This window comes from Gluconobacter aidae, from assembly GCF_009547075.1.
GTDB lineage: Bacteria > Pseudomonadota > Alphaproteobacteria > Acetobacterales > Acetobacteraceae > Gluconobacter > Gluconobacter aidae.
Map to the genome: position 1 here is coordinate 1 of NZ_WIPH01000018.1, position 24,327 is coordinate 24,327.

The 24,327-nt window shown below is 58.4% G+C and carries 26 protein-coding genes, 1 tRNA gene and 1 pseudogene; 13 read left to right on the top strand and 15 right to left on the bottom strand.

From position 1 onward, the window contains the following. Positions 1–178 precede the first annotated feature (178 nt). Positions 179–367: a hypothetical protein gene (locus GFJ39_RS08880; RefSeq protein ID WP_153430995.1), complete on the top strand. Its 189-nt coding sequence runs from the start codon at positions 179–181 to the stop codon at positions 365–367. A gap of 398 nt (positions 368–765) precedes the next feature. On the opposite strand, the gene gloA2 is transcribed toward GFJ39_RS08880, so the two are convergent. Continuing rightward, the gene (gene gloA2 / locus GFJ39_RS08885; RefSeq protein WP_153430996.1) at positions 766–1,164 is read right to left on the bottom strand and encodes an SMU1112c/YaeR family gloxylase I-like metalloprotein; all 399 of its coding nucleotides are present in this window, start codon (positions 1,162–1,164) and stop codon (positions 766–768) included. Positions 1,165–1,602: 438 nt separating this feature from the next. On the opposite strand from gloA2, the gene GFJ39_RS08890 reads away from it, so the two are divergent. Continuing rightward, positions 1,603–2,460 (top strand): SDR family NAD(P)-dependent oxidoreductase, encoded by an 858-nt coding sequence (locus tag GFJ39_RS08890; protein WP_153430997.1) that lies wholly within the window; start codon positions 1,603–1,605, stop codon positions 2,458–2,460. A 540-nt stretch (positions 2,461–3,000) separates the two neighbouring features. Here the strand turns inward: GFJ39_RS08890 and GFJ39_RS08895 are convergent. After that, positions 3,001–3,591, bottom strand: coding sequence for a nucleoside 2-deoxyribosyltransferase (locus GFJ39_RS08895; RefSeq protein WP_228391874.1), 591 nt, complete (start codon positions 3,589–3,591; stop codon positions 3,001–3,003). A 296-nt stretch (positions 3,592–3,887) separates the two neighbouring features. Here GFJ39_RS08895 and GFJ39_RS08900 point away from each other — a divergent pair. Then, a pseudogene (locus tag GFJ39_RS08900) lies at positions 3,888–5,074 on the top strand (tyrosine-type recombinase/integrase). A 5-nt stretch (positions 5,075–5,079) separates the two neighbouring features. Here GFJ39_RS08900 and GFJ39_RS14250 read toward each other — a convergent pair. Beyond that, positions 5,080–5,301 carry a helix-turn-helix domain-containing protein gene (locus tag GFJ39_RS14250; protein ID WP_153431043.1) on the bottom strand — a complete coding sequence of 74 codons (222 nt, stop codon included), beginning with the start codon at positions 5,299–5,301 and terminating at the stop codon, positions 5,080–5,082. A 166-nt stretch (positions 5,302–5,467) separates the two neighbouring features. On the opposite strand from GFJ39_RS14250, the gene GFJ39_RS08910 reads away from it, so the two are divergent. The 6 genes from GFJ39_RS08910 (at position 5,468) to GFJ39_RS08935 (ending at position 9,737) form a co-directional block, all read left to right on the top strand. Next, positions 5,468–5,770 (top strand): hypothetical protein, encoded by a 303-nt coding sequence (locus tag GFJ39_RS08910; RefSeq protein ID WP_153430999.1) that lies wholly within the window; start codon positions 5,468–5,470, stop codon positions 5,768–5,770. Between the two features lie 535 nt (positions 5,771–6,305). Next, positions 6,306–6,494 carry a helix-turn-helix transcriptional regulator gene (locus GFJ39_RS08915; RefSeq protein WP_153431000.1) on the top strand — a complete coding sequence of 63 codons (189 nt, stop codon included), beginning with the start codon at positions 6,306–6,308 and terminating at the stop codon, positions 6,492–6,494. Beyond that, positions 6,494–6,772, top strand: a complete 279-nt coding sequence (locus GFJ39_RS08920; protein WP_153431001.1) for a hypothetical protein — start codon at positions 6,494–6,496, stop codon at positions 6,770–6,772. Before GFJ39_RS08915 ends, GFJ39_RS08920 begins: the two co-directional genes overlap by 1 nt. Continuing rightward, a complete protein-coding gene (locus GFJ39_RS08925) occupies positions 6,772–7,050 on the top strand; it encodes a hypothetical protein (protein WP_153431002.1) in 279 nt (92 codons plus the stop codon). Before GFJ39_RS08920 ends, GFJ39_RS08925 begins: the two co-directional genes overlap by 1 nt. Positions 7,051–7,053: 3 nt before the next feature. Continuing rightward, positions 7,054–7,353: a hypothetical protein gene (locus tag GFJ39_RS08930; protein WP_153431003.1), complete on the top strand. Its 300-nt coding sequence runs from the start codon at positions 7,054–7,056 to the stop codon at positions 7,351–7,353. Next, positions 7,353–9,737, top strand: coding sequence for a DUF927 domain-containing protein (locus GFJ39_RS08935; RefSeq protein ID WP_153431004.1), 2,385 nt, complete (start codon positions 7,353–7,355; stop codon positions 9,735–9,737). The genes GFJ39_RS08930 and GFJ39_RS08935 overlap by 1 nt, the downstream gene beginning before the upstream one ends. A 461-nt stretch (positions 9,738–10,198) precedes the next feature. Here the strand turns inward: GFJ39_RS08935 and GFJ39_RS08940 are convergent. The 4 genes from GFJ39_RS08940 to gatC form a co-directional block, all read right to left on the bottom strand. Beyond that, positions 10,199–10,290 (bottom strand) — tRNA-Ser (locus GFJ39_RS08940). A 90-nt stretch (positions 10,291–10,380) separates the two neighbouring features. After that, positions 10,381–11,838 (bottom strand): Asp-tRNA(Asn)/Glu-tRNA(Gln) amidotransferase subunit GatB, encoded by a 1,458-nt coding sequence (gatB, locus tag GFJ39_RS08945; protein WP_153431005.1) that lies wholly within the window; start codon positions 11,836–11,838, stop codon positions 10,381–10,383. After that, positions 11,835–13,322, bottom strand: a complete 1,488-nt coding sequence (gatA, locus tag GFJ39_RS08950) for an Asp-tRNA(Asn)/Glu-tRNA(Gln) amidotransferase subunit GatA (protein ID WP_153431006.1) — start codon at positions 13,320–13,322, stop codon at positions 11,835–11,837. Before gatA ends, gatB begins: the two co-directional genes overlap by 4 nt. After that, positions 13,322–13,609, bottom strand: a complete 288-nt coding sequence (gatC, locus tag GFJ39_RS08955; RefSeq protein WP_153431007.1) for an Asp-tRNA(Asn)/Glu-tRNA(Gln) amidotransferase subunit GatC — start codon at positions 13,607–13,609, stop codon at positions 13,322–13,324. The genes gatA and gatC overlap by 1 nt, the downstream gene beginning before the upstream one ends. A gap of 69 nt (positions 13,610–13,678) precedes the next feature. Between gatC and ruvX the strand changes: the two genes are divergently transcribed. Together ruvX and GFJ39_RS08965 are read left to right on the top strand one after the other, a co-directional pair. Continuing rightward, positions 13,679–14,161, top strand: coding sequence for a Holliday junction resolvase RuvX (ruvX, locus tag GFJ39_RS08960; protein ID WP_153431008.1), 483 nt, complete (start codon positions 13,679–13,681; stop codon positions 14,159–14,161). A gap of 221 nt (positions 14,162–14,382) precedes the next feature. Then, the gene (locus tag GFJ39_RS08965) at positions 14,383–14,532 is read left to right on the top strand and encodes a hypothetical protein (protein WP_153431009.1); all 150 of its coding nucleotides are present in this window, start codon (positions 14,383–14,385) and stop codon (positions 14,530–14,532) included. Here the strand turns inward: GFJ39_RS08965 and GFJ39_RS08970 are convergent, their stop codons facing one another. Genes GFJ39_RS08970 through GFJ39_RS08990 form a run of 5 tightly spaced genes read right to left on the bottom strand, consistent with a single transcriptional unit; the run spans position 14,533 to position 20,869 of the window. Then, on the bottom strand, positions 14,533–15,369 hold the full coding sequence (locus GFJ39_RS08970; protein WP_153431010.1) for a lytic transglycosylase domain-containing protein: 837 nt from the start codon (positions 15,367–15,369) through the stop codon (positions 14,533–14,535). A gap of 49 nt (positions 15,370–15,418) precedes the next feature. Continuing rightward, complete coding sequence (locus GFJ39_RS08975) at positions 15,419–17,200, bottom strand: aminopeptidase P family protein (protein WP_153431011.1); 1,782 nt, start codon at positions 17,198–17,200, stop codon at positions 15,419–15,421. Next, positions 17,197–17,718 carry an N-acetyltransferase family protein gene (locus GFJ39_RS08980; protein WP_457851932.1) on the bottom strand — a complete coding sequence of 174 codons (522 nt, stop codon included), beginning with the start codon at positions 17,716–17,718 and terminating at the stop codon, positions 17,197–17,199. The genes GFJ39_RS08975 and GFJ39_RS08980 overlap by 4 nt, the downstream gene beginning before the upstream one ends. Before the next feature lie 23 nt (positions 17,719–17,741). Next, positions 17,742–18,647, bottom strand: coding sequence for a 50S ribosomal protein L11 methyltransferase (locus tag GFJ39_RS08985; protein WP_153431044.1), 906 nt, complete (start codon positions 18,645–18,647; stop codon positions 17,742–17,744). Further along, a complete protein-coding gene (locus tag GFJ39_RS08990; RefSeq protein ID WP_325062896.1) occupies positions 18,647–20,869 on the bottom strand; it encodes an ATP-dependent helicase in 2,223 nt (740 codons plus the stop codon). The genes GFJ39_RS08985 and GFJ39_RS08990 overlap by 1 nt, the downstream gene beginning before the upstream one ends. Positions 20,870–20,896: 27 nt before the next feature. On the opposite strand from GFJ39_RS08990, the gene GFJ39_RS08995 reads away from it, so the two are divergent. Both GFJ39_RS08995 and radC read left to right on the top strand, forming a co-directional pair. After that, positions 20,897–21,586 carry a JAB domain-containing protein gene (locus GFJ39_RS08995; RefSeq protein ID WP_153431013.1) on the top strand — a complete coding sequence of 230 codons (690 nt, stop codon included), beginning with the start codon at positions 20,897–20,899 and terminating at the stop codon, positions 21,584–21,586. A gap of 1 nt (position 21,587) precedes the next feature. Beyond that, a complete protein-coding gene (gene radC, locus GFJ39_RS09000) occupies positions 21,588–22,343 on the top strand; it encodes a RadC family protein (protein ID WP_153431014.1) in 756 nt (251 codons plus the stop codon). Between the two features lie 4 nt (positions 22,344–22,347). Here the strand turns inward: radC and GFJ39_RS09005 are convergent, their stop codons facing one another. The 3 genes from GFJ39_RS09005 to GFJ39_RS09015 are packed head-to-tail and all read right to left on the bottom strand — an operon-like array spanning position 22,348 to position 24,191. After that, a complete protein-coding gene (locus GFJ39_RS09005; RefSeq protein WP_153431015.1) occupies positions 22,348–23,469 on the bottom strand; it encodes a 5-(carboxyamino)imidazole ribonucleotide synthase in 1,122 nt (373 codons plus the stop codon). After that, entirely contained in the window at positions 23,466–23,990 is a 525-nt protein-coding gene (gene purE, locus GFJ39_RS09010; protein ID WP_153431016.1) for a 5-(carboxyamino)imidazole ribonucleotide mutase, read from the bottom strand. Before purE ends, GFJ39_RS09005 begins: the two co-directional genes overlap by 4 nt. Further along, the gene (locus GFJ39_RS09015) at positions 23,991–24,191 is read right to left on the bottom strand and encodes a YdcH family protein (RefSeq protein WP_011253895.1); all 201 of its coding nucleotides are present in this window, start codon (positions 24,189–24,191) and stop codon (positions 23,991–23,993) included. Positions 24,192–24,327 lie beyond the last annotated feature (136 nt).

The following is a 24,327-nucleotide window of genomic DNA, read 5'->3' on the forward strand; positions in this document are numbered from 1 at the left end:
ACATGGGTTGAAGGCGTCTTTCTTCGGCATGCAAATTGATTTCATCCGACACGTCCAGAGAAGCTCCTGAAAGGTCCGTCCTGTTTTCGGAAATCTTGAGTGCAGGTCAGGCCAGGACCAGAATACTGGACATCCTGTTTTCGAAGTTCCATTCTTTTCAAGCAAAGGAGAGCACAGCATGAGACGCAGTCATGACGATGACGAAAATGGTATCGACTCGGAAATACAGGAGCTGATGCTGGAATTGCAGAATGATGCGGAACGTCTGAACGATGCGACCGAAAAATCAGGCGCACCGGATGAGATCAAGCACATGGCCGCAGCTCTCGCCGACAAGATTGATGGACTGGCGTCGCTCGTTCGATGAACAGTTACCGCTCGGATAGCCGTCCTCCTAGACGGCCGGGCGCCATTCCAAGGTACGAAGTGCAGCCCGAGTCATCTGATCCGAGCTGACGAGACTGACCCGGCGAAAATACCTGCATTCGCCAGAACCAGCGGGGACGGATTCCAGTTGACGGACGTAACACGAAGGCCGCCCTGCCGCCACTTGTCGCGATCCGGAGCCACACGCCAGGACCACTTCCGAGCATGGTGAAAATAACTACTGGAGCCTCTACTTCGACGATCGCAGGGGCATTAGATCGCACTCGTTCCCCGAACAGGAAAAAATGACGCCTCACCTGGCAGAGAACTGATCACGATCTGGATCAGACCGGTTTTATCTTACCGTACCCTCCGAAACCAGAATGTGAGGCTGAAAGATTATATCTCGTAGAGTTCAAGCGGAAGGTCATCCGGATCAGCGAAAAACGTGAACAAACGTCCCGTATAGGGGTCTGTACGAATTGGCTCCGAGACGATCCCGTGCCTTTCCAGACGTTCCACAACCCTGGCAATATTCAGAACACGAAATGCAAGATGTCGCAGTCCGCAGGCTTCTGGACGTGAAACTCTGGGTGGGGCCAGCGGAAAGGAAAAGAGTTCGATCTGTGCGTCACCGACCTGAAGATCACATTTCCATGAATTGCGCTCAGCCCGAAAATTTTCGGAAATGACCACAAACCCCAGTATATCGACATAAAAGGCGCGGGAACGATGGTAATCTGACGCGATTATGGCGACGTGATGGAAGCCCATAATATCACCAGCATCCTGCATCATCTATGCCTCGTAACTTCGGTTCCGGCAACGATAGCGTCTGCGACTACCGAGATCTACCGTATTCGCGCTGGCAAGCATGTTCGTTTAAGCTTGTTATGCTGACCACAGACCAGAACCCTTCACCGCTCAGGAAAGTGACGCGACAAATGTGCTGCCAGATGGTCTGGTTCGCAGTGAGTGAGAGGGACCCGGCAGGATATCCCCCAATCAAAGACAAAGAAATGTAACGATATCAAATTATTATATTCGAATTTATCGATGCCGACATGCAGAAGCCATAGGCTCTCCCCATCTGGGCTTATCCCTGAGCCTGTCATTATGACACCAGAAAACCATAGGATGCGCACGGTTATCGCGTTATGAAGATGCCACCGTCTTTTTCAGAAAGTTGACCATGCATTTCCTGACGTCTGTAACTCTGACCTGTCCGCATATTACATGAATCCCTTTTCCTTCAGAAAAAGGGTAACAGTACCGTCATTTGCCGTCATGACAGGTGGAACGGGAGGAATTGGGCGTGAAATCGCGGAACTGCTGCTAGAGCAGGGATGGGATGTTCTTCTGCTGACACGCCAACCGCGCAAGGCAGAAGAACAGATATCCAATAAAAACGGACGATTTGAAGCTATTTTCTGCGATTTGACAGAACTTTCGGTTCTTCAGTCTGTCAGTATTGCAGTCCGGGAGAAAAATCGGTCTATCGGGCTTTTGATTCATTGTGCAGGGAATATACAGCCTGAAGCAACCACGGAAATCACTCAGCAGAGTCTTGAAGAGCAGATGGCCATCAACCTGACATCGCCGATCCTCATGACCAGTCAACTGCTCCCCGCCTTGTCCCCAAAGGGGCATATCATGTTCGTCAATTCCATTGCCGGCGTGATGCCCTTGCAGGGAAGTTCCATATATTGTGCAACGAAATTCGGCCTCAGAGGCTTCGCGCGTTCACTGGCTCTTGAATTCAGCCCCGCCGCACTGAGGGTTTCCTCAATCTTTCTCGCAGCTGTTGATACCCGAATGCTTGAGCAGGAAACGCGGGACGGGGGATCTGTCCTGAATTTCGTCAATCAGCCTCTGTCGGCCAGATATGTAGCCCGAATGATTGTCCAGACCAGCGAAGGAGCGGGACGTGAAATCTTTCTGCCCAGGATAGACGGTATTTTCGCCCATGCCTGTCTGGTCATGCCGTGGCTGTTGCGCATCATGACGCCGCTTCTCGAAAAAATCGGACAAATCGGGTTACAGCGCTTTCTCAAACAGAAGGCAGACGCATCCCTCGTTTCGACTAAGGAATAAACCATTCCCGTTTCGCTCCGAAGCGGGACAGACTTCGCGCACTAACTATCGTTATTTTGAGATACATGTTACCTTTAGGTAAATAACAAAACAAAATGTTGCCTTGTTAGCCAATAAAAAACACCGCCTTTTGCCCTATAAAGAGGTTTAATGATTTATTGACGAAAAAACAGAAGTCTTTTACGACTCTATTTCTGTTTTACACTTTCGGAAGGCTTTAACGTGCCTGGTGTGACGTTGACTGATTTTCTGCAAGTGATCCAATGGTCCCCAGACCAGCTTGCACAGCAGATTGGGCGTACGACGGATGACATACTATGGTGGACACACCACCAGGAGGAATTGCCCCAACAGCTTCAGATCTGGATAACGCGGGTCGTAACGGCCTTCCAGACAGAGCCCCCGTCCTTAGGATATGCTTTGGAACGTCCATCCAGCTGTTCATTTAACGACGATCCTTCCATGACCGTCGTCTGCAATATTTGCGGTCTGGCTCCACGCTGCCGTCAGGGCATCTACGCGAAAAACTGATAAAGCCGCTTAAGTCCTTGCGTACAATCGCAAGGAAAGGCGCTCAGCCGCTTTCCGGAAGGCCTGAAAGAAATCCCCGTGGATGGAAACCTGGCCGCCAGCCATGCCAATAAAGCCTTCCACCATTCCATTCTGAAGCAGACCTTCGGAATGGACCAGCATGCCGTCAGGATCTTCCATGCTGCCTGAGGAAGGCGCATCACTTTCCTCCCGCTTGCGCAAATCCTGTTTTAGGACATCGCGCCAGTACGCCTCGACTTTTTCGGAATAAAGACGGCCGTCCACGGTATAGGCTTCCATCGGCTTGCCCAGACCCATCATATAGCCGATTTCCACCGCTGTTCCCGGATCCATATCCGGGGAACGGCGGAACGGATCAATACAGAACAGGCCCGCAGCACAACGATCCATCAGATCACGATCCGCACGGACAAACGCAAGAATGGTTTCGCGACCAGGCGGCAGAAGACGGGCTTCAGCCTGACCATCAAAGGGCGCAACGCCATCCAGGTCATACTCTGCACAGATCGACTTCAGTTTTGCGAAAAGAGCGAGAGCTTCCGGACGGAACACCAGATCGCCCGCCAGATAAACTGGCATAAGATTTTCTGACATAGATCCAAGCCACTACACGGTCTCCGACCATGAAAAAAGGCTGATAAGCTCAACCCATTCAATGGATATACGGAATCTGGCCGAGAACCCGAATTTCATATTTTCTTGAGATTGCGCTGGCGGAGGGGATGTCCGCCTAACCTTGGGTTCAGACTGCATCCTGAAAACCCGTAAATCATTGTATAATATGGAATTATTATAGGGACCATCCCTGAATGTGTCAGATTGACCCGCTTGAACCTATGTTTTAAGAGGGGTTTTAAGGCGGGTACGAGGACACTATGAGCAGACTGGCCCCTAATCAATTGACGGCACGCAAGGTCGAGACATGGAAGTCTGGCGACCTCTGCGATGGTGGGGGCCTGTGGTTGATTGCAACCCCGACATCACGCGGCTGGATATTCCGGTTCACAAGCCCCGTAACCGGCAAGCGTAGAGAGATGGGTCTAGGGTCTGCCTATGATGTGCCTCTTGCGACAGCGAGGCAACGCGCCTTGCAGAGAAGATAGATCCTCTCGACCGCAAACAGGAGATCGACAAGGCCCGCAAGCTGGAACAGTCGTTATCCCTGACGTTCGAACAGGTCGCCCGGCGCTTCATCACGGAACAGGCATCAGGTTGGAAAGACAAGAAGGCCGAACCGATATGGCGGCGTTCTCTTGAACAGCATGTATTCCCGGTTTTCGGTGGCAGGCCCGTGAGCAGGGTATCCACAGAGGACGTGCTGAATGCCCTACGTCCGATATGGGATAGCAAGACAGAAACAGCCTCACGGCTTCGATCCCGCGTTGAACGTATCTTAGGGTACGCCAAGGCTCATGGCTGGTGCGAGGGCGAAAACGCCGCCCGATGGCGCGGGCATCTGGATGCTATTCTCCCACCGCCGAGCAAAGTGGCGAAGGTTGAGCATCATGCGGCTGTTGAACGCAAGGATATCGGCAAGGTAATGGCTTCTCTTGCGGCATCCGATGGACTCGCAGCCAAGGCAGTCCGTTTTGTCTGTCTCACGGCAACACGCTCCGGCGAAGTGAGGGCCGCAACATGGAATGAAATCGACTTGCAATCTAAGGTCTGGACCATTCCCGCCGGGCGTATGAAGGCGGGAAGGGAACACCGTGTCCCTCTTACCGATAGCGCAATGGCGATCTTGGAAGCCGTCGCAACCCTACGAGACCCGGAAAATGGTGATCTGGTGTTCCCCGGTCAGAAGGCAGGCAAGCCACTCTCGGACGTGGCGCTATCCAAAGCCTTGCATCATGCGGCAGAAACAAAAGGTGTCACAGTCCACGGCCTGCGCTCGACATTCAGGGATTGGGCCGCAGAGGAAACACACTACCCGCGTGAGGTTGCCGAAATGGCTTTAGCCCACGCTATTGGGGACAAGGTAGAAGCCGCTTATCGACGGGGCGATCTGTTCGAAAAGCGGCGGGAGATGATGGAGGATTGGGCGGGTTACTGTGGCATGTGAGGCAGTTAGCCGCCCGTTTCCTCTGTGTCCTTTTTCAACCTAACACCAGCCCCACCACCATTCTCCGGCACAAACTCAACGCCAGCAGCTTCTAGGGCGGTGCGGATTGCTTCCACGGTGCGGCCATAGAGCGCGTCCCCCCGCTCAAGGCGCGTGATGGTTGTGGGTGAGACTTCCGCCAAGTTCGCAAGTTCTCTCACACCGATCTGTAATGCAGCCCTTGCCATCCGGCACTGTGCAGCGTTCAAAGTGTTACCCTGTGACAAAGTTATTGACTTGCGACTAAAGATTGTCACATTGAGACAACCTTGTCACGCAATGACAGGCGACCGAGCGCAGAGGCCGCAATCCTCCGCACCCGGCCTAACCACAAACCGAAGAAGGATTTCGGCAATGGCTAACCTCGACTTTATCACAAACTCACTTCGTCGGCTTCTTCCTGTCCGTGAGGTCGAAGTGCCGATGCTTGGCGAAGACTTGGACTGCGTGATTGAAGCAGCATTGCGTGACCTTGGCGCGATCACATTTGCGCTTGAACGCGTAGCAGAGACCCCAGAAGATCGCCGGGCGGTCGCCGCTTATGCCTCTCACTGCGTGGAAGAAATTTCCATCAGGCTAAAACGCGCTTGGCGTGACGAGCGCGGGCGATGCGGCATGGACACTGACGTAGACATAGGATGGCTAAGCGACTTTTGAGGCCAGCAGCGTCAATTTTCGGAATTGGTGTTTTTTTGCTGTTGCCACCTCTGCCACCGTTGCCACTTGGCAGAAATAGCTGAAAACAGCCATTTTTTATATCAGAAAATGAGCCTCTCACCATTGCCCGCGGCAATAGCGGCAATGGTGCCTAGCAGAACAACGCCCCAAAAACGCCGGCCCCCCCCCACAAATGCTCATGTGGCTGTGGAGCGTAGATTTTTTGCCCCCTAGATAAATGGCCCGTAGCGGTCAGGACCGTTCCTTACCCACCCAATACGAAGCCAGCATGAAATTTCCCGCCCGGCGAAAGCCCGCATTAGAAAAAACGCCCGGCCCATGAATTATTCCACAGATGAAGTGGAACCGAAGGCCAGACCGACGCACGGTTGCCCATATCGGACGCGGAACTTCCAGAACCGATATGGGCCGTGACTAAACTATCCCGAAATCCAGTGGAGAAGTCACAGGCTGCCTGCCAAAAAACCGTGGCGCGATCACCGCGTCTTCAATCAGACCATAAGAGTATTCTATCTTGAACAACCATAACCGCTACGCTTCCATCAAAAAGATCGGAGAAGACTTCGGCATGAGCCGGAGCACGATTTACCGCGCCCTTCACGCCGGGCGCTTCAAAGCCGTCAAATGCGGCAGACTGACCCGCATCTGTGTGGCAAGCGTGGAACAGTATTTTGCCAGCCTTCCTGTGATGGGTGCGGCCTGATGCTTCTGTCCAAACGCGACCTCACAGCCATGCGTCGATATGTCCGGCAACGCACGAGCCGCACGACGCTCGATCAGCACGCCGCAGACCTCTCCTTTATCGAGCACGCCACCGACTGGAACCACCGACAGGAACGGCACCTGTTTCCGGAACTGTCCGTCGCACTGGATGCCTTCCACAACATCGCCGCGATCTTCGGTCGGGAAACCGCCGACAAGCTGGCTGCACTCATGCCGAATCTTACAGCCGAATATCTGAACGCACAGGAGACCGTGTGATGGCGAAACGTACCGACAACAGGCCCCCGTGGTGCGTCAAAGATGCCGAAAGCGCCGTTGACGAACTGATCTTTCTCCACCGGAGCAGATGGGAAACAGAGAGGACGCTAGCAAGTCACGCAGGATGGAGCGAAGAGCAGAAAACATTCCGGGACTATATGGCCCGTGTATTTTCTGAAATCGACCGCATCCGGCAGCTTTATGACAGGGAAACAGCCGATCAGTTTGCAGCCGATATCGGGAAGCAATGGAAAATCTTTATGGCGGCCTTTGGCTAAGCGATGGCTCCCTCACTTTTCCAGCGCATAAACGACACGGCCCGAAGCGTCCTACTGTCCATTCTCTCCCGCTGGCTCCCTGATGGCGTCAGGGAAGGCCACGAGTGGGTGGCACTGAACCCCACACGAGCCGACAGCAAGCGCGGGTCATTCAAGGTGAATTTAAGGACAGGCCGTTGGTCTGATTTCGCAACCGGCGACCGGGGCGGTGACCCCGTATCGCTGGCGGCGTATCTTTTTAATCTCAAACAGCATGAGGCGGCCCAACAGATGGCCGTCATGCTCGGAATTTCCGATACCTGATGAACGAACTTAATAAAGCATTTGCCCCATTAGGGGAAGAGGTAACGCTTGCCCCCATGCCGTCCGAACCATCGGGCGGAGTGGAAATCCTTCCCGCTCCTACGGAACCGGCGCGGACTGAACATGCCACCGCCATGTGGGTTTACCGCACGGCAGAAGGCCAGCCCTTCCACGCCAAATACCGCAGCGAGAAGCCCGGCGGTGGTAAGACATACACGCAGAAGACCTACGGCACGCTTGACGGTGTAGTGCAATGGCACTCCAAGGCACCCGCCGGGCTGCCACCGCTCTATAATCTCGATAGACTGGCTACCTCACCTGACGCGCCTGTTCTGCTGGTCGAAGGCGAGAAAGCCGCAGACGCCGCAACACGCCTGTTTCCTGATTACGTCGCTACCACCGCAGGAAGCGCGGTCAGCATGGGAAAGGCGGACTATGCGCCGCTGGCTGGTCGAGATGTGGTGATCTGGCCCGACCATGACGAACCGGGACAGAAAGCCGCACAGCAAGCAACGAAGCGACTCCACGAAGCGGGCGTAGCATCCCTCCACATCGTCAGCGTACCTGGGACATTTCCGAAAGCGTGGGATCTTGCCGATGATACGCCGGACGACGCCGATCTTCGGGCGTTACTGGATGCGGCACCGACCGTTGCCCGCGTGCAGATGCCCGGCGGCTACGTCATGAAGCCGGACGGTCTGTTTTATATGCCGCCCGGCGAAAGCGACAAGCCGCCTGTGCGTGTTTCGGCACCATTCGAGATTGTGGCACAGACCCGCGATCCCGAAAGCAACAACTGGGGGCTTCTCCTGCGATGGAAGGACTATGACGGCAAGCCGCACGAATGGTCGATCCCTAACAGCAAGATGCACGGAGACGCCCGCGAGATCAGCGGCACTTTGGCTGAACAGGGATTGCGTTGCCTCCCGAACGCGGCCCGCTTGCTGCAAACCTTTCTTGCGACCGTCGAGACAGACGCACGGCTTGCGTGCGTGCGTCAGCCGGGCTGGCACACGACAGAGCGCGGCCCCGTGTTCGTTCTGGCAAACGGCGCGAAGATCGGCCCCGGCTCCGGGGCCGTGACACTGCAGGCGGGCCGGGCGTCATCAGGCGACAAGTTTGCGGTGTCCGGCACACTGGACGGGTGGAAAGACGACGTGGCGCGATATGCCATCGGGAACAGCCGCCTTGCGTTCTATATCTCGGCAGCCTTGGCCGGGCCATTGCTCGATATTGCTACGGAACAGAGCGGCGGCTTTCATCTGGTAGGCGGCGCGCGTTCCGGAAAAAGCACGGCGGCCTATGCGGCGGGAAGCGTATGGGGGCCGACAGGTCAGGTTCGTGCATGGCGTGCGACAGCTAACGGGCTTGAGGGCATCGCGGCGGAAATCTCCGATACCGCGCTGATCCTCGACGAGATCGGACAGGCCAGCGATTTTGAAGTTGGCAACATCGTCTATTCCCTTAGCAATGAAGCCGGGAAGCAGCGGGCCAACCAGCGCGGCGGAGCACGAAGCGCGTTCACATGGCGGACCCTGTTCCTCTCCACAGGCGAGTGTACGCTTGAGGACAAGCAGAATGAGGCTGGCAAGAAGACGATGGCCGGACAGAAGACGCGGCTTGCGAACATTCCTGCAGCGCCGGAAGGCGGGCACGGACTGTTCGAGACGCTGCACGGCTTCTCCGATGGCGCAGCACTCTCAAACCACCTTCGCCGGACGGTCCATCGGCAGCACGGCACGGCATCGCGGGCGTTCCTTGCGAGACTGACCAACGAACGGGCGAGCGATGAAGCCGGGTTACGGCAATGGATCGACGCCCGACGCAAGGCGTTCGTGACGGAGCATGCCAAAGAAACCGGAAGTCAGGCGCAAAGTGTCGCGGGCCGGTTCGCACTCGTGGCCTGTGCCGGAGAACTCGCAGCACGCTTTAATGTGGTGCCGTGGCCCGAAGGTGAAGCGATGAACGCGGCGGCGGTATGCTTCAAGGCATGGCTTGCCGAGAACGGCGGCGGTGAGGCGTTCGAAGAACAGGCCGCGATAGAGCAGGTGCGGGCGTTCATTGCGGCGCACGGTGACAGCCGGTTTCAGGCGATTGGCTCTGACGGCGGTGTCGATATGAACGCCGACAGCCGCGTTGCAGTAGCGAACCGGGCGGGTTTCCGTTGGCTCTGTGGCGGCAGCGTAGAATGTTTCGGCATCCTTCCCACGGCGTTCGTCAATGAGGTGTGCAGGGGGATTAACGCCCGGCGGGCGGCTGATATTCTCGCCAAGGCAGGCCATCTCATTTTATCGCGGAGCGGAAAAACGAAGTCATTCCGCCGCGTGCCGGGATACAGTAGCGGCATGCCCTTTTATCTCATACGCCCTTCTATTCTCGCCTGATATTCTTCCGGCATTGTCCGGCAGAGGTGGCGGCAACGGGTAATGCCGCCGCTGGAAGGCGGATAAAGCGGCGGTTTTGAGCCGTTTTCTATGAAGCGGCAATGGTGGCAACAGCGGCAACGGCACTTTTGACCACTTTCCGAAAAAGCCGAGAAGAAAACAAAAAGTGCCTAATTTTTAGGCACGCACAACACGCAAGCCGGGGTGTCGGGGGGTCCGCAAGCGGAAAGGTCTAGGAAGGACCCAAAGCATCAGGGCAACGTCAGCAAGGAGAGCGACGCCCCGCATCCAGTGACAGGCCAGTAGGCAAAGCCATCCCCCTAGAGACCACTCGCTAGATAGGCGTCACACTGTCGCACAACATGTCAGGCAAGCGCATGTTTTAAGGGGGGTTTTAAGAGGGGTACGGCTAGACCAGTAACGGCTAACTATTTGATTTCACTGGGATTTTTAGAGTGCACTGGCGGAGGGGATGGGATTCGAACCCACGATACGACTTGCATCGTATAACGGATTAGCAATCCGCCGCCTTCAGCCTCTCGGCCACCCCTCCGCGCTTTACGCAGTTTGCACGGCGTATGCAGAAGTGTTCTTAGGGGGTAACCGCGCTGTGGTCAAACCCCCCGAGAACATTTTTTTAGCCTTACTCTGAAAGAAGTTTCTTCAGGGTTTCATTAACCAGGGCAGGGTTGCCCTTGCCCTTCATGGCCTTCATCGTCTGGCCGACAAAGAAGCCGAAAAGCTTGTCTTTTCCACCCTTGTATTCCTCGACCTTGTCATTGTTTGCGGCCAGGATTTCGCGGATGGCGCTCTCGATTGCTCCGGTGTCAGTCACCTGGCGCAGGCCCTTGCGCTCGACGATGGCAGAGGCAGAGTCACCTGTCTCGACCATGTCTTCGAGAACTTCCTTGGCAATCTTTCCGTTAATCGTTGAGTCGGAAATCAGACCCAGCAGTTCCCGCAGACCTTCCGCACTAACCGGGCTGTCCTCGATCGAACGCCCAGTCCGGTTCAGCGCTGCGAAGAAGTCCCCCAGCATCCAGTTGGCTGCCAGACGGGCATCCGCACCACGCGCTACAGCCTCGTAGAAATCCGCGATCGCCTGCTCGACGCAGAGCACGGAAGATTCATAACGGCTGACACCGTATTCCTGCTCCAGACGCGCACGCTTGGCTTCCGGCAGTTCCGGCAAAGCCGCTTTAAGCTCATCAACCCAGGACTGCTCGATCACCAGTGGCAACAAGTCGGGATCAGGGAAGTAGCGATAGTCATGCGCGTCTTCCTTACTCCGCAGGGAGCGGGTTTCGCCACGCACATGGTCAAACAGGCGCGTTTCCTGATCGACGGTGCCGCCAGCTTCCCAGACCTCGATCTGACGCTGTGCCTCGACCTCGATCGCCATCATCACGAAACGGATGGAATTGACATTCTTGATCTCGCAGCGCGTACGATACTCGGTCTCACCCGGCTTGCGGACCGACACGTTCACGTCGGCGCGCATGGAACCTTCTTCCATGTTTCCGTCACAGGTGCCGATATAGCGCAGGATCTGACGCAGCTTGCGCAGATAGGCACCAGCTTCTTCAGGCGAACGGATATCCGGCTCACTGACGATTTCCATCAGCGCGACGCCAGCACGGTTCAAGTCGATGAAAGAACGTGTCGGATCCTGATCATGGATTGACTTGCCCGCATCCTGCTCCAGATGCAGACGCGTCACGCCGATTTCGCGCGTGCTGCCATCCGCCAGATCAACCAGGACCTTGCCCTTGCCGATGATCGGATGGGCGAACTGACTGATCTGATATCCGGTGGGCAGATCAGCATAGAAGTAGTTCTTGCGGTCAAACCGGCTGAAGAGGTTGATCTCGGCTTCAAGTCCCAGACCTGTGCGGACAGCCTGCGCCACACATTCCCGGTTCAGAACGGGCAGCATACCCGGAAAACCGGCATCGACGAGACTGACATGCGTGTTCGGTTCGCCACCATATTCCGCAGACGCGCCCGAAAAGAGCTTGGCCTCGCTGACGACCTGGGCATGAACTTCAAGACCGACAACGATTTCCCATTCGCCGGTGCTGCCGGTGATACGATAGCTCATGCCGACACTCCTGCATGAATGGTGGGTCTGTGATGGAATGCCGCGGCCTGCTCGATGGTATGACCAGCCGCAATCAGCGTCTCTTCATCGAAGAACTTACCGATAAGCTGCAATCCAAGCGGCACGCCACGCGCGTCCAGACCGGCCGGAACGGAGAGGGCAGGGACACCCGCCATGCTGGCCGGAACCGTAAAGACGTCATTGAGATACATCTGCACCGGATCGCTTGGCTTTTCGTCCTGTGCAAAAGCGCCTGACGGAGCGGTCGGCGTCAGAAGCACGTCGACATTCTCGAAAGCCTTGAGGAAGTCCTGCTGGATCAGCGTGCGGACCTTCTGCGCGCGCAGGTAATAAGCGTCATAATAACCCGACGACAGCACATGCGTTCCGATCAGGATACGACGCTTGACCTCATCACCAAAACCGGCGGCACGGCTGGCTTCATACAAGCCATCCAGCGTCGGTGCGCTGACACGCTCACCAAACCGGACACCGTCATAACGGGCCAGGTTGGACGACGCCTCAGCCAGAGCCGCAATATAATATGTCGGCAGGCCGTATTTCGTATGGGGCAGGGAAACCTCGACGATCTGCGCACCAGCATCACGCAGCCAGTTCATGCCCTGCTGCCAGAGCGCCTCGATCTCAGCCGGCATGCCTTCGACGTGATATTCCTTGGGAATACCAACGCGCAGACCCTTCACACCACGCTTGAGAGCGGCTTCGTAATGCGGAACGGGAGTATCGACGCTTGTTGAATCACGCGGATCGAACCCGGCCATCGATTCAAGCAGAATGGCGCAGTCCTGAAGATTGCGCGCCATCGGACCGGCCTGATCCAGCGAGCTTGCGAAGGCGATCGTTCCAAAGCGCGAGCAGCGACCATAAGTCGGCTTGATCCCGGCGATACCCGTGAACGCCGCCGGCTGACGGATGGAACCACCCGTATCCGTACCCGTTGCCCCCAGAACGAGCCCGGCCGCTACAGCAGCCGCAGAACCACCCGAAGAGCCACCCGGAACCAGCTTTGCGTCAGAATCCCTGCGCTTCCAGGGATTTTCGACCGGACCGAAGGCAGAGGTCAGGTTCGCAGATCCCATGGCGAATTCGTCAAGGTTCAACTTGCCAAGGAAAACAGCGCCATCCTTGAGCAGGTTGGCCGTTACCGTGCTTTCGTAAGGCGGTACGAAATTACCAAGAATCTTGCTGGCAGCCGTGGTGCGGACACCATTCGTGCAGAACAGATCCTTGATGCCCAGCGGAATACCGCAAAGGCTGCCGCCTTCACCCTTGGCCAGAGCATCGTCGGAAGCCTTGGCGGCCTCACGGGCCTGATCCGGTGTGCGGGTGATGAAGCTGTTAAGCTGACCGTCCAGGCGCTCGATCGCATCAATATGGGCGTTCGTCAGCTCGACCGCGGAAATTTTGCGGGCCTTGAGCGCGTCCCGGGCCGAAGCCAGCGTAAAATCATGAATGCCGGACATTATTCGACCACCTTCGGAACCGTATAGAACGGGCCTTTCCGCTCGGGTGCGTTGGAAAGAACCTTGTCACGGCAGTTGCCATCCGTAACGCGGTCTTCACGCAGGCGAGGCGTTGCAAGACCCGTGCCGATCATGGGGTCGACGCCCGTGACGTCCACTTCCTTAAGCTGCTCCACCCAGTCGATGATGGAGCCCATGTCCTTCCCGAGGGTTTCAACCTCTCCGGGCTGGAGACCAATCCTCGCCAGTCTGGCGATGCGCGTAACCGTTTTCGCGTCGAGCGACATGAATATTCCTGAACAAGAGGAAATTTTATGGTGGCTTTTCAGCCGTCAGGGGGATCATAACGCCGTGCTATGCCCCTGTTCAATCCACATGATCTCCGTAATCTTCTTCAGTCCGGTCAGCGTGTCCTCGGTCTCGACCCCGGATCGAAGACCATCGGCGTCTCCCTGACGGATGTCTCGCTCATGCTTGCTTCTCCCCTGATCGGTCTCAAACGCCGGAAACTGGGCGAAAATGCGCAGGAACTGGCCAAAATCGTCCGCGAACAGGACGTAGGAGCCCTGGTCGTCGGATTACCGTTATCGTTGGATGGATCTTTTGGTCCGGCGGCACGCGCCGCATCGGACTGGACACAGGCCCTGTCGGAAAAGCTCGGGATTCCCGCGGGCCTGTGGGACGAACGCCTGTCGTCCAGTGCCGTTAACCGTTTTCTGATCAAGGATGCCGACATGACGCGCGGTCGTCGTGCAGAGGTCGTGGACAAGATGGCCGCAGCTTATATGCTTCAGGGCTGGCTTGACGCATCCCGTCCGGAAGCATCGGAAATTTTCTGATCCAGCGGAAAGATTTTCCCGATCAGACGCTTCTGTTTCCAATCAGGGCGGAGCGTAACGATGTATTGGCCAGAACGCGGAACCATATTCGGGCTGTCATGGCGCCCATAAGCAGACAGAACAGGAACTTCATGATCTTTCTCCAGTCATGAAGTTAAAACGAACCGAATTGGTCCGGGTTTTTCGACGGACAATTTCAAATTGTAAAGGGGGACTGTGACGTGATGTTTCGCGTGTTGATCGTGACGCTTTTTCTGGGACTGTCAGCCTGCGCCCACGACCCCGAGGACGGGAACGCCCCGGTCGACCGACACCGTCCGTCATCTCACGAGGCCTATGCGGGTGCTGGTGGCGGCTGGTCCGGATACTGATCAGCGCAGCCGCCAGGCCAGGCGGACCGGCATGGCACGATAGGACGCAAGATCCCGCCCACTCCTTACAGGTAAAGCACTCCCCGCCTGACCGACTGCATGGTGAATGATACGGGGCGGAGGCGCATAGGACACCATGTGAACGGATGGCATGGTTTCCATACGCGGTGCGGGACGCTCGGAAAATCCGGCCTGTCTGTTCAACGCGAAATAAGATGCGGGTCTGGCACTTGGAAGCATGGCCTGCAACCCTGACGCGGTCATGACCACCTGCGGAAGAAAATCAGGCGGCCGGTAGCTGTCGGGCTGCCCATTCCAGATAGCCAGAACATGACGGGCATAATCGGCGCCAAGAGCAGGGGTGAGGGAATGATAGGCAGCCGTCGCGGCTGCCCAGCCCTGAAGCTGGTTGTGCAGTCCGGACAGAAAACGGGCCCCGTAACGCGCATTGCTGTATGGATCGAAAGCATCTTCGAGCGAGAAAAATGCATCGGGATGATGATGCAGGTTGATCTGCATGCAGCCCACATCGATCGAAACAATCCCGTTCGCCTGAAAATCCCGGACCGCCGCGATGGCTTCGTCCCTGCTTTCGTAGAAATAGCCTTTTCCGGCCGCATTGACGGTCCACGGCCATGCCACGGTTTCCGTACCGTTCGGCTCCCGCCGCCCGCTCTCCACGCGGCTGATGGCATCCAGAAGGCGGGGTGGAATCCCGGCCTGCTGCTCGGCAGCCTGCACCGCCATCCTGCAGACAGAAGACGCATCATAAGCACGCGCAACCGGTACGCCAGAAAGCGTCAGGGCAGCGGCAAGGAGGAGGACTTTCCCGATCATTTTTCTGTATATGATCGGGAAAGGTAAAAAAACGGTTATGCCTGCAACTTTACCGGACGAGCGGTTTGCAGACCTGCGCAAGCCACGCGGCTACATCCGGCTCGACATGCGGGGAGACCCGCGCCTGAACTTCGGCATGATAAGCGTTCAGCCAGTTCAGCTCCGCATCATTGAGAAGGGCGACATCGATCAGTCTGTAATCGATGGGCGTGTAGCTCAGGATCTCGAACTCCAGAAACGTGCCCTTGTTCCCCTTGAAAGAAGAGGGCCGCACCAGCATCAGATTCTCGATCCGGATTCCATACTGTCCCGGTTCATAATACCCAGGCTCATTGGACACGATCATACCGGCTTCGAGTGCCACGGGACGCGGGGCAGGGGAAATGTTCTGCGGCCCTTCATGGACCGACAGATAACTTCCGATGCCATGTCCGGTTCCGTGATCGTAGTCCATGCCGACCTGCCACAGGGCCGCACGCGCCAGCACATCCAGTCGATGGCCGGTCGTGCCGGGCGGAAAGCGGATGCGGGAGAGGGCAATATTGCCCTTCAGGACCCGCGTGAACGCTTCACGGACATGCGCAGGCGGTTCCTGATCGCCCACCCAGAGCGTGCGGGTAATGTCGGTCGTACCAAACGGATACTGCCCGCCGCTGTCGATCAGATACACATTTCCGGCTTCAAGAACCCGATCGTGACCAGCCTGCGCCCGGTAATGGGGAAAGGCACCATTCGGGCCGACGGCGGAAATGGCGTCGAAGCTCTGTTCCCGGTAATCGGCGGACCGGGCACGCAGACCATCCAGCCGGGTCACGAGATCCGTCTCGTGCTGGCCGATCCCCGACACCGTCAGGGAATGCAGGAAACGGGCCATCGCCACGCCATCAAGGGCATGAGCTTTCCGCGCACCGTCCTGTTCCGTGGTGTTCTTGATGGCTTTGGGCAGCGTGCAGGGATCGGTTCCATCCACAACCGTCGCACCGGCGATGGCAAGCGTGGTGTCGAACCATACAGCCGTCGTAACCGGATCCACGCGCACGGTCCTGCCCTTGAGAGCCTCAAGCCGCTTCGCCAGATCCGCAGGCGAACAGACTGTCACACCAGGGCCACAGACCTCCAGCACACCCTCCGACAGACGATCGGATGAGACGAACCATTCTGCCGCCCCGTCCGCGTGCAGGAGCGCATAACCATGCGCGACAGGGGTAAGGGGGACGTCACTGCCACGGATGTTCAACAGCCAGGCCAGGGAGGTGCAGTCCGCAATGACAGCCGCATCCTGTCCCGCCTTGCGCAGAGCATCGCCAAGACGCCTGCGCTTGTCCGCGCTGCTTTCTCCCGAAAACTCCAGAGGCTGCGGCAGAACCGGACCAGCCGGTGCGGCCGGACGGTCCGTCCAGGCCTGATCGATGGGATTGCGGGGTAGTGGAACAAGTTCGACACCCGGCGCCTGCCATGATGCCAGCATGGAGCGGCTGACCAGACGCGGATCATAACCGATTTTCAGCCCCTTCGCGTGTTCCGCCAGCCAGTCGGAAAGCGGTTCCAGCGCGATATGGCGACGCTCCCACAGGTCATGGGAAACCTGCTCTTCCATCTGCACCGTATAACGCCCGTCGGAGAACACGGCGGCTGCTTCCGGCAGGATCGCCGCCAGTCCCGCACTTCCCGTAAAGCCCGTCAGCCAGGCCAGACGCTCGGCGCAGGGAGCGACATATTCGCCGAGATATTCATCGCCGCGCGGGATGATGAAACCGTCAACGGCCAGCGCCTTGCAGGCTTTACGGACAAGGGCAGGGCGCTCGTTGAGCGGGATGGAGGACAGGGTCATGAAAAGTCCTTTTCCACAGTATGAATATCGTCAAGGCGAAGTGTCATGAACAGGAGATCCAGCCACCGCCCACGCTTGCGACCGACCTGCGGAAGCGTGCCACAGTTCCGGAAACCAAGCTCATGATGCATCGCAACAGAAGCGGCGTTGTCCGCCGTGATCCCGGCCACCATCACATGAAAGTCTGCCGCCTTTGCATGCTCGACTAGTACGCGCAGAAGTAGCCGGCCAATGCCCCGACGCTGATAGTTCTGTGCCACATACACCGAATGCTCGACCGTCCGCGCATAGCCCTCATAGGCCCGGAAAGCCCCATAGGAGCCATACCCCGCAATCACGCCATCCGGATCGACGACCACCAGAACAGGATAACCCTGCGCCAGTCTGTCCTCGAACCACTGGCGCCGCTGCTCCAGCGTAAAAGGCGTCGTGATCCAGAGCGCATCGGTATTTTCGATGGCATCATTGGTGATCCGCAAAATAGCCGGCAGATCGTCAGGTCCGGCCTCCCGGATCAACGGCAATAATCCCGGCAGACCCATCAGCCGCGACGGCGCAGAATCAGCGTGGCCCAGTCGCCTTCACGCAGGATACGCTCCAGCACGAGACCCTGACGCTGATGCGCTGCCAGCACCATCCGCGCCTGACCATACAGCAGACCAGCGAGAATGGCCGTCCCGTTCGGCGCAAGGTTCAGCGCCAGGGACTGCGCCATCCGGCACAGCGGACGGGCGAGAATGTTGGCAAAGACCAGATCATACGGTGCCTTGGCCCGTACGGCCCCGGTCTGCCAGCCATTGCCAAAACGGCAGTCCAGCAGATTGCCCTGACCGTTCAGCCGCGCATTGAGCTTGGCCGTTCGCACAGACCAGGGCTCGATATCAACGGCCAGAACCGGACGGTGCAACAGCTTCGCCGCCGCCATCGCCAGAATCCCGGACCCGCAGCCCATATCGAGAATACGCTGCGGCCTACGATACGCGACCATCTCCAATGCCCGAAGACACCCGCGCGTGGACCCGTGCTCGCCCGAACCGAAGGCAATTCCTGCATCCAGCGTGATCGTCAGGCGCGACTGATCGGGCGCGCCATGCAGATGGGTGCCGCGAATGGCAAAGCGCTTGCCCACATCCTGCTGCGGAAAGGACTCGTAAGTCCGGGCCAGCCAGCCTTCGGATTCGGTCGGAGTGCGCTCAAGCTCCGCGTCACAACCCGTCAACATCCGCGCGACCGCCAGAGCATTTTCCAGTTCTTCTTCCTTGAAGCCCGTGTCCTTCACCCCTTCCACACGCCAGTATTTCTGCGCGTCGTCAGCTTCGAAGATGCCGACCGTCTCGCAGGCGCACATCAGCGCCTGCTCGAACAGGGGAACGAAAGGCTCTTCAACCGTGATGGACAGGGTTTCGAGCGCGCTGGCATGGCGGCGGCCAATGCTGCGGGGTGCCATCACGATCTGATCTCCACGAAATTTGCCATGACGCGCTTGACGCCAGCATTTTCAAAATTGATGTGCAACTGCGGCCCATCGGCCCCGATGACGGTGCCTTCGCCGAACCGGTGGTGAAAAACCGTCGCCCCGATCGGAACAGTCGGCTCCGGCTTGACATCATGGATTTTCGGGCGCGGGGCGCGGAAACCTGACGGACGTGCGCTGGTCAGTGGACCGGAGGCGAACATGGACGGTGCCGCCGCAGCCTGACGGCGCGTCTCGAAGGCATGGCCATTCATCTGGACATGCTCTGACGGGATTTCCTCAATGAAGCGGCTTGGCATTGAAGACTGCCAGTTCGCATAAATCCGCCGGCTCGCCGCATGCAGCACGATCGCCCGACGCCGCGCGCGTGTCAGCCCCACATAAGCCAGCCGCCGCTCTTCCTCCAGCGCCCGGTTTCCGCCTTCGTCAAGCGAACGCTGGGACGGGAACACGCCTTCCTCCCAGCCCGGCAGGAACACCGTGTCAAACTCCAGCCCCTTGGCGCCGTGCAGCGTCATAAGGCTGACCTTGTCGTCGGACGTCTCGCTTTCGGTATCCATGACGAGTGCGACATGCTCCAGATAGCCCTGAAGCGTTCCGAATTCGCCAATCGCGCGCAGAAGTTCACGGATATTGTCCAGACGACCGGGCGCCTCAACGGAACGGTCATCCCGCCACATCTGAAGATAGCCGCTGTCTTCGAGAAGCTGCTCCGCCGCAACGACATGCCCCTCGGCCTCAAGCGTTGCCCTGGCGCGCTGGAACGCCGCCATCAACCCGTCCAGAGCCTCCTTCGACTTGCCCTTGAGCAGCCCTTCCTGAAGCTGCCAGATCACGGCCGCCGTCAGCGGACCGGGAAGGGCGCGCGCCCGGGCATGCAGCTTCTGCACCGCCACGGCACCCACGCCACGCTTGGGAACATTGATGATCCGCTCGAACGCCAGATCATCCGCAGGCTGCGACAGCACCCGCAGATACGCCAGACAGTCCCGGATTTCAGCGCGCTCGTAGAATCGAAGCCCACCGACGACCCGATAGGGAATGCCGATCATCATCAGGCGCTCTTCAAACGGTCGCGTCTGGAAGCCAGCGCGCATCAGGATGGCAATTTCCGAGAGCGGGTGCCCGTCGCCACGCAGACGTTCAATCGCGCCGCCCACGATCCGCGCTTCCTCATCCGAATCGCGTATCCCGATGATCTGGACTTTTTCACCATCTGCATCATCGCGTCCGGGTCGCAGCGTTTTGCCCAGCCGCCCTTCGTTATGAGCGATCAGCCCAGCAGCAGCGGCTAGGATCTGGGCCGTCGAGCGGTAATTCCGCTCCAGACGCACGACTTCCGCCCCCGGAAAATCCTTCTCGAAACGCAGGATGTTTTCAACTTCCGCCCCACGCCAGGAATAGATGGACTGGTCATCATCCCCCACACAGGCAATGTTGGACGGTCCATGCTCGCGCTTGGCCAGCAGACGCAACCACAGATACTGAACCGTATTCGTGTCCTGATATTCGTCCACGAGAATATAGCGGAAGATTCGGTGATACTGCGCCAGCACATTGGGCTGGTTGCGCAGGATCTCCGTCATATGCAGCATCAGATCGCCGAAATCGCACGTATTAAGCGCGATCAGACGCTCCTGATACGCCCGGTAAATCGCCAGCGCATGACCATTCGCAAAATCGGAGTCCTCGGCAGGCGTTACCCGTTCAGGTGTCAGCCCGCGATCCTTCCAGCGCTGGATGATCCCCATGAGCTGGTTCGGCGGCCAGCGTTTGGTGTCGATCTTCCACGGCTCCATGACCTGCTTGAGAAGCCGGATCTGGTCATCCGTATCGAGAATGTTGAAGCTGCCTGTCAGCCCGACATATTCCGCGTGACGCCGCAGCATCCGCGCGCAGATCGCATGGAACGTCCCCAGCCACAGCCCTTCGGCCGGCTCGCCCAGAATCGCGCTGACACGCTCGCGCATCTCACGCGCGGCCTTGTTCGTGAACGTCACGGCCAGAATCTGGCTCGGATAGGCGCGGCCCGTCAGGAGAATATGCGCAAACCGCGTCGTCAGGACGCGCGTCTTGCCCGTTCCCGCGCCCGCCAGAATGAGGAGCGGGCCTTCGGTTGTCTCGATGGCGCGTCTCTGCTCCGGATTGAGGCGGGAGAGATACTCGGGGGTAGGGGAAGGTAGGTCTTGCGGCACCCTCCCGATATAGAGTGAGATACCGTCATGGCCAACACCTATCCCCGGATCGATCTGACACGTGGCACAGGACCTCAGGGGCACCGCGCCAGAATGCGCGCCCGTGTACTGGCCAATGGTGCTCACACGCTCGCCGATTACGAAATCCTTGAAATGCTGCTTTTCGCAGGTGTGCCGCGCAAAGACACGAAACCGCTTGCAAAGGGGCTGATCGGCCATTTCGGCAGTCTGGTGGACGTCTTTCGCGCGCCCACGCAGGCCCTGCGCGCCGCAGGACTGAAAGATGTGACCATCCGGATCCTGCGTCTTCCCGGTGTGGCAGCCGAACGACTGGCCTCCTCTGAACAGCGCGAACGCCCGACCCTGAGCAACTGGGAACAGCTCATGACCTATCTCGAACAGGCGCTCGAAGGCGGTATCCCGGGACAGTTCCGGCTGCTTTATCTCGACAACCGCAACCGTCTGCTGGCGGACGAAGCCACGCCCGAGGCCGACAGCCTTGCCGAACGCAACCGCGCCATCGCCATACGGGCGCTGGCGCTGCACGCCACAGCCCTGATCGGCTTCCATATCAGTCCCACACAGCCACCTGCCGATCTTTCACAATCGGCCCGGCTGCTCGATTTTGCCATGCGGCCTCTGTCCATCACGCTTCACGATGTCCTCATCGTGGGTACGGGACGCCCTTCCAGCCTGCGTCAGGAAGGACTGCTGTAGGATGAGCGACAAGGATATTCGACCTGACGGATTTTCGGACGCCATGAGCGTTCTCTCGTCAGGCGATCTGAGACAGATAACGACCCTGACGGAGGAGCTTCCTGAAATGGATCCCCCGCTCGCCCTGCTGACGGGCCGTGGGCGCCATCTGGACGATGCGACCCTGTTGTATCTCCTGACCGTACTGTTCATCGGGCGTGAAATGGGCAGCGCTGCACTGTCACACAATCTCTTCGTCCGTTTCGGATCTCTGGCCGCCGTCCTGTCCGCCACCGACCGGGAACTCCAAAGCATCACGGATATGGGCATGCACATGCTCCCCATGATCCGCGTCCTGCAGGAAGCGGCGCTACGCTACAATCGCGCGCGCCTGCCGCCTGAAGATGTACTCGACAACGAGCAGAAGCTTCTCGACTATCTCACGGCCCGTCTGGCGCGGGAGAACATCGAGCAGTTCCGTATCCTGTTTCTCGATGAGAAGAACAGCCTGATCGCCGATGAGGCGCAGGCCAGGGGAACGGTCAATCACACCCCCGTCTACCCAAGGGAGGTCGCCAGGCGAGCTGTGGAAATCGGCGCCGCCGCGCTGGTTTTAGTACACAACCATCCAAGCGGCGATCCCACGCCCTCGGAAGCCGATCTTCAGATGACCATGCAGGTTCAGGCGGCTCTCGAAGTGGTCGGCGTCAAGATCGCGGACCACTTCATCATCGGCAATGGACGGCACACCAGCTTTCGCCGCAGCAAGCTACTTTAAGAACTCAGCCGCGGGGCGGCAGAAGTCCTTCGAGAGCCAGTTCGCCCGGAAGCCCCCCACGTGGAAAGAGGGTATTCACATGCCCCATCTTTCGGCCAGGACGTGCCTCAGCCTTGCCATACAGGTGCAGCGATACCCCATCTGTCGCAAGAATGGCCGGAACACGCGCCATGTCCTCGGGACCGATCAGATTGTGCATGACCGCGTCGGAATGACGACGCGCTGGAGGCAGCGGCAGGCCCGCAACCGCTCGCACATGCATCTCGAACTGATCCACCAGACACGCATCCATGGTCCAGTGTCCGGAATTATGCGGGCGAGGGGCGATCTCGTTCACCATGAGGCTGCCATCGGCGGCGTGGAACATCTCCACGCCCATGATCCCGACCAGACCCAGCGCCTCCGCAATGCAGGCCGCCATGTCCTGAGCCTGCCGCGCAAGATCCGGCATGACGCGGGCAGGGGCCAGTGTCACATCCAGAATGCCGTTACGATGCCGGTTCTCGGCCGCCTCGAAACACCGAACGGTACCATCCAGCCCCCGGACCACCATCACACTGAGTTCACGCTCGAAATCGATCATCTTCTCCGCAACGAGCGGGTAGGGAAGATCCTGTAGACCTGCGAGAGCCTCGGCATCAGGCACACGGAACTGGCCCTTGCCGTCATAACCAAAGCGGGCCGTCTTGAGAATGAGCGGAAAACCGAGCGTCTCAAGACTTGCCAGATCCCCGGGGCCATTGACGGCACGCCAGGGGGCCAGACTGACACCGATTTCGGACAGGCGCGTCTTTTCCGCTACCCGGTCCTGACTGATCCGCAGGATCTCGCCCGCAGGTCGCACCGGCCGGTGCTTCTCAAGCAGGGCAAGCCCCTCGGCACTGATATTCTCGAACTCGAACGTCACGACATCACAGCGCGAGGCAAAATCCTCAAGCGCCGCCGGATCGTCATAGGCGCCGACGGTCACCGACGCCGCAACTTCCGTAGCCGGGCTCGGCGCCTCGGTGCTCAGCACATGGACATGAAAGCCAAGCTTCGAGGCAGCCACGGCCGACATGCGGCCAAGCTGGCCACCACCAATGATCCCGATCGTGCTGCCAGGAGCAAAAACCCGCGCCTTCATTCGACCGGAATATCCGCAACCGCCGCCGTCTGCGTCGCCCGCCAGGCATCCAGACGCGCCATGACCTGTTTGTCGGAAACCGACAGGATCGACGCGGCAAGCAGACCGGCATTGATCGCACCGGCCTTGCCGATCGCCAGGGTCCCGACCGGCACACCTCCCGGCATCTGCACGATGGAGAGCAGGCTGTCCTGCCCGTTCAGGGCACGGCTCTGCACGGGTACGCCGAGGACGGGAATGCTTGTCCAGGCGGAACACATACCCGGAAGATGCGCGGCCCCACCCGCACCGGCAATAATGACGTGAAGGCCCCGCTGGCGGGCTGTCTTGGCATAGTCCACCAGACGGTCAGGCGTGCGGTGAGCCGAGACGATCCGCTTTTCATGGGCAATTCCAAGATCGTCGAGGATCTCGCAGGCGTGGCGCATGGTGTCCCAGTCGGACTGGCTTCCCATAATCACACCGACACGGATCGGCATGTCGTCCTGAAGGGTTTCGTCAGCGGAAAGGATCTGGCTCATTCAGGCAATATTATCCGGGATCAGACGGGTCTCGATCCACGAAATCTCATCTTTGAGCTGGAGCTTGCGCTTCTTGAGGCGCTGAAGCTGGAGCTGGTTGAGGGGATGATGGACGAGACGCTCGATGACGGTATCAAGATCGCGATGCTCGCTGCGCAGTTCGTGCAGACGTTTCAGCATGGCATTGTCGTCAGTCATCATGGCATCCGGTCCCGGAGAACGTTCAGGCGTCGTGGAGAGACTGATTCTTTCCACTCTTTTCATTGCAGTATCATGCCTGACGGGTACCGGGCCAGTGCCCGTCAGGCATTCATCCGAACCAGCCTCTTACAGGCCG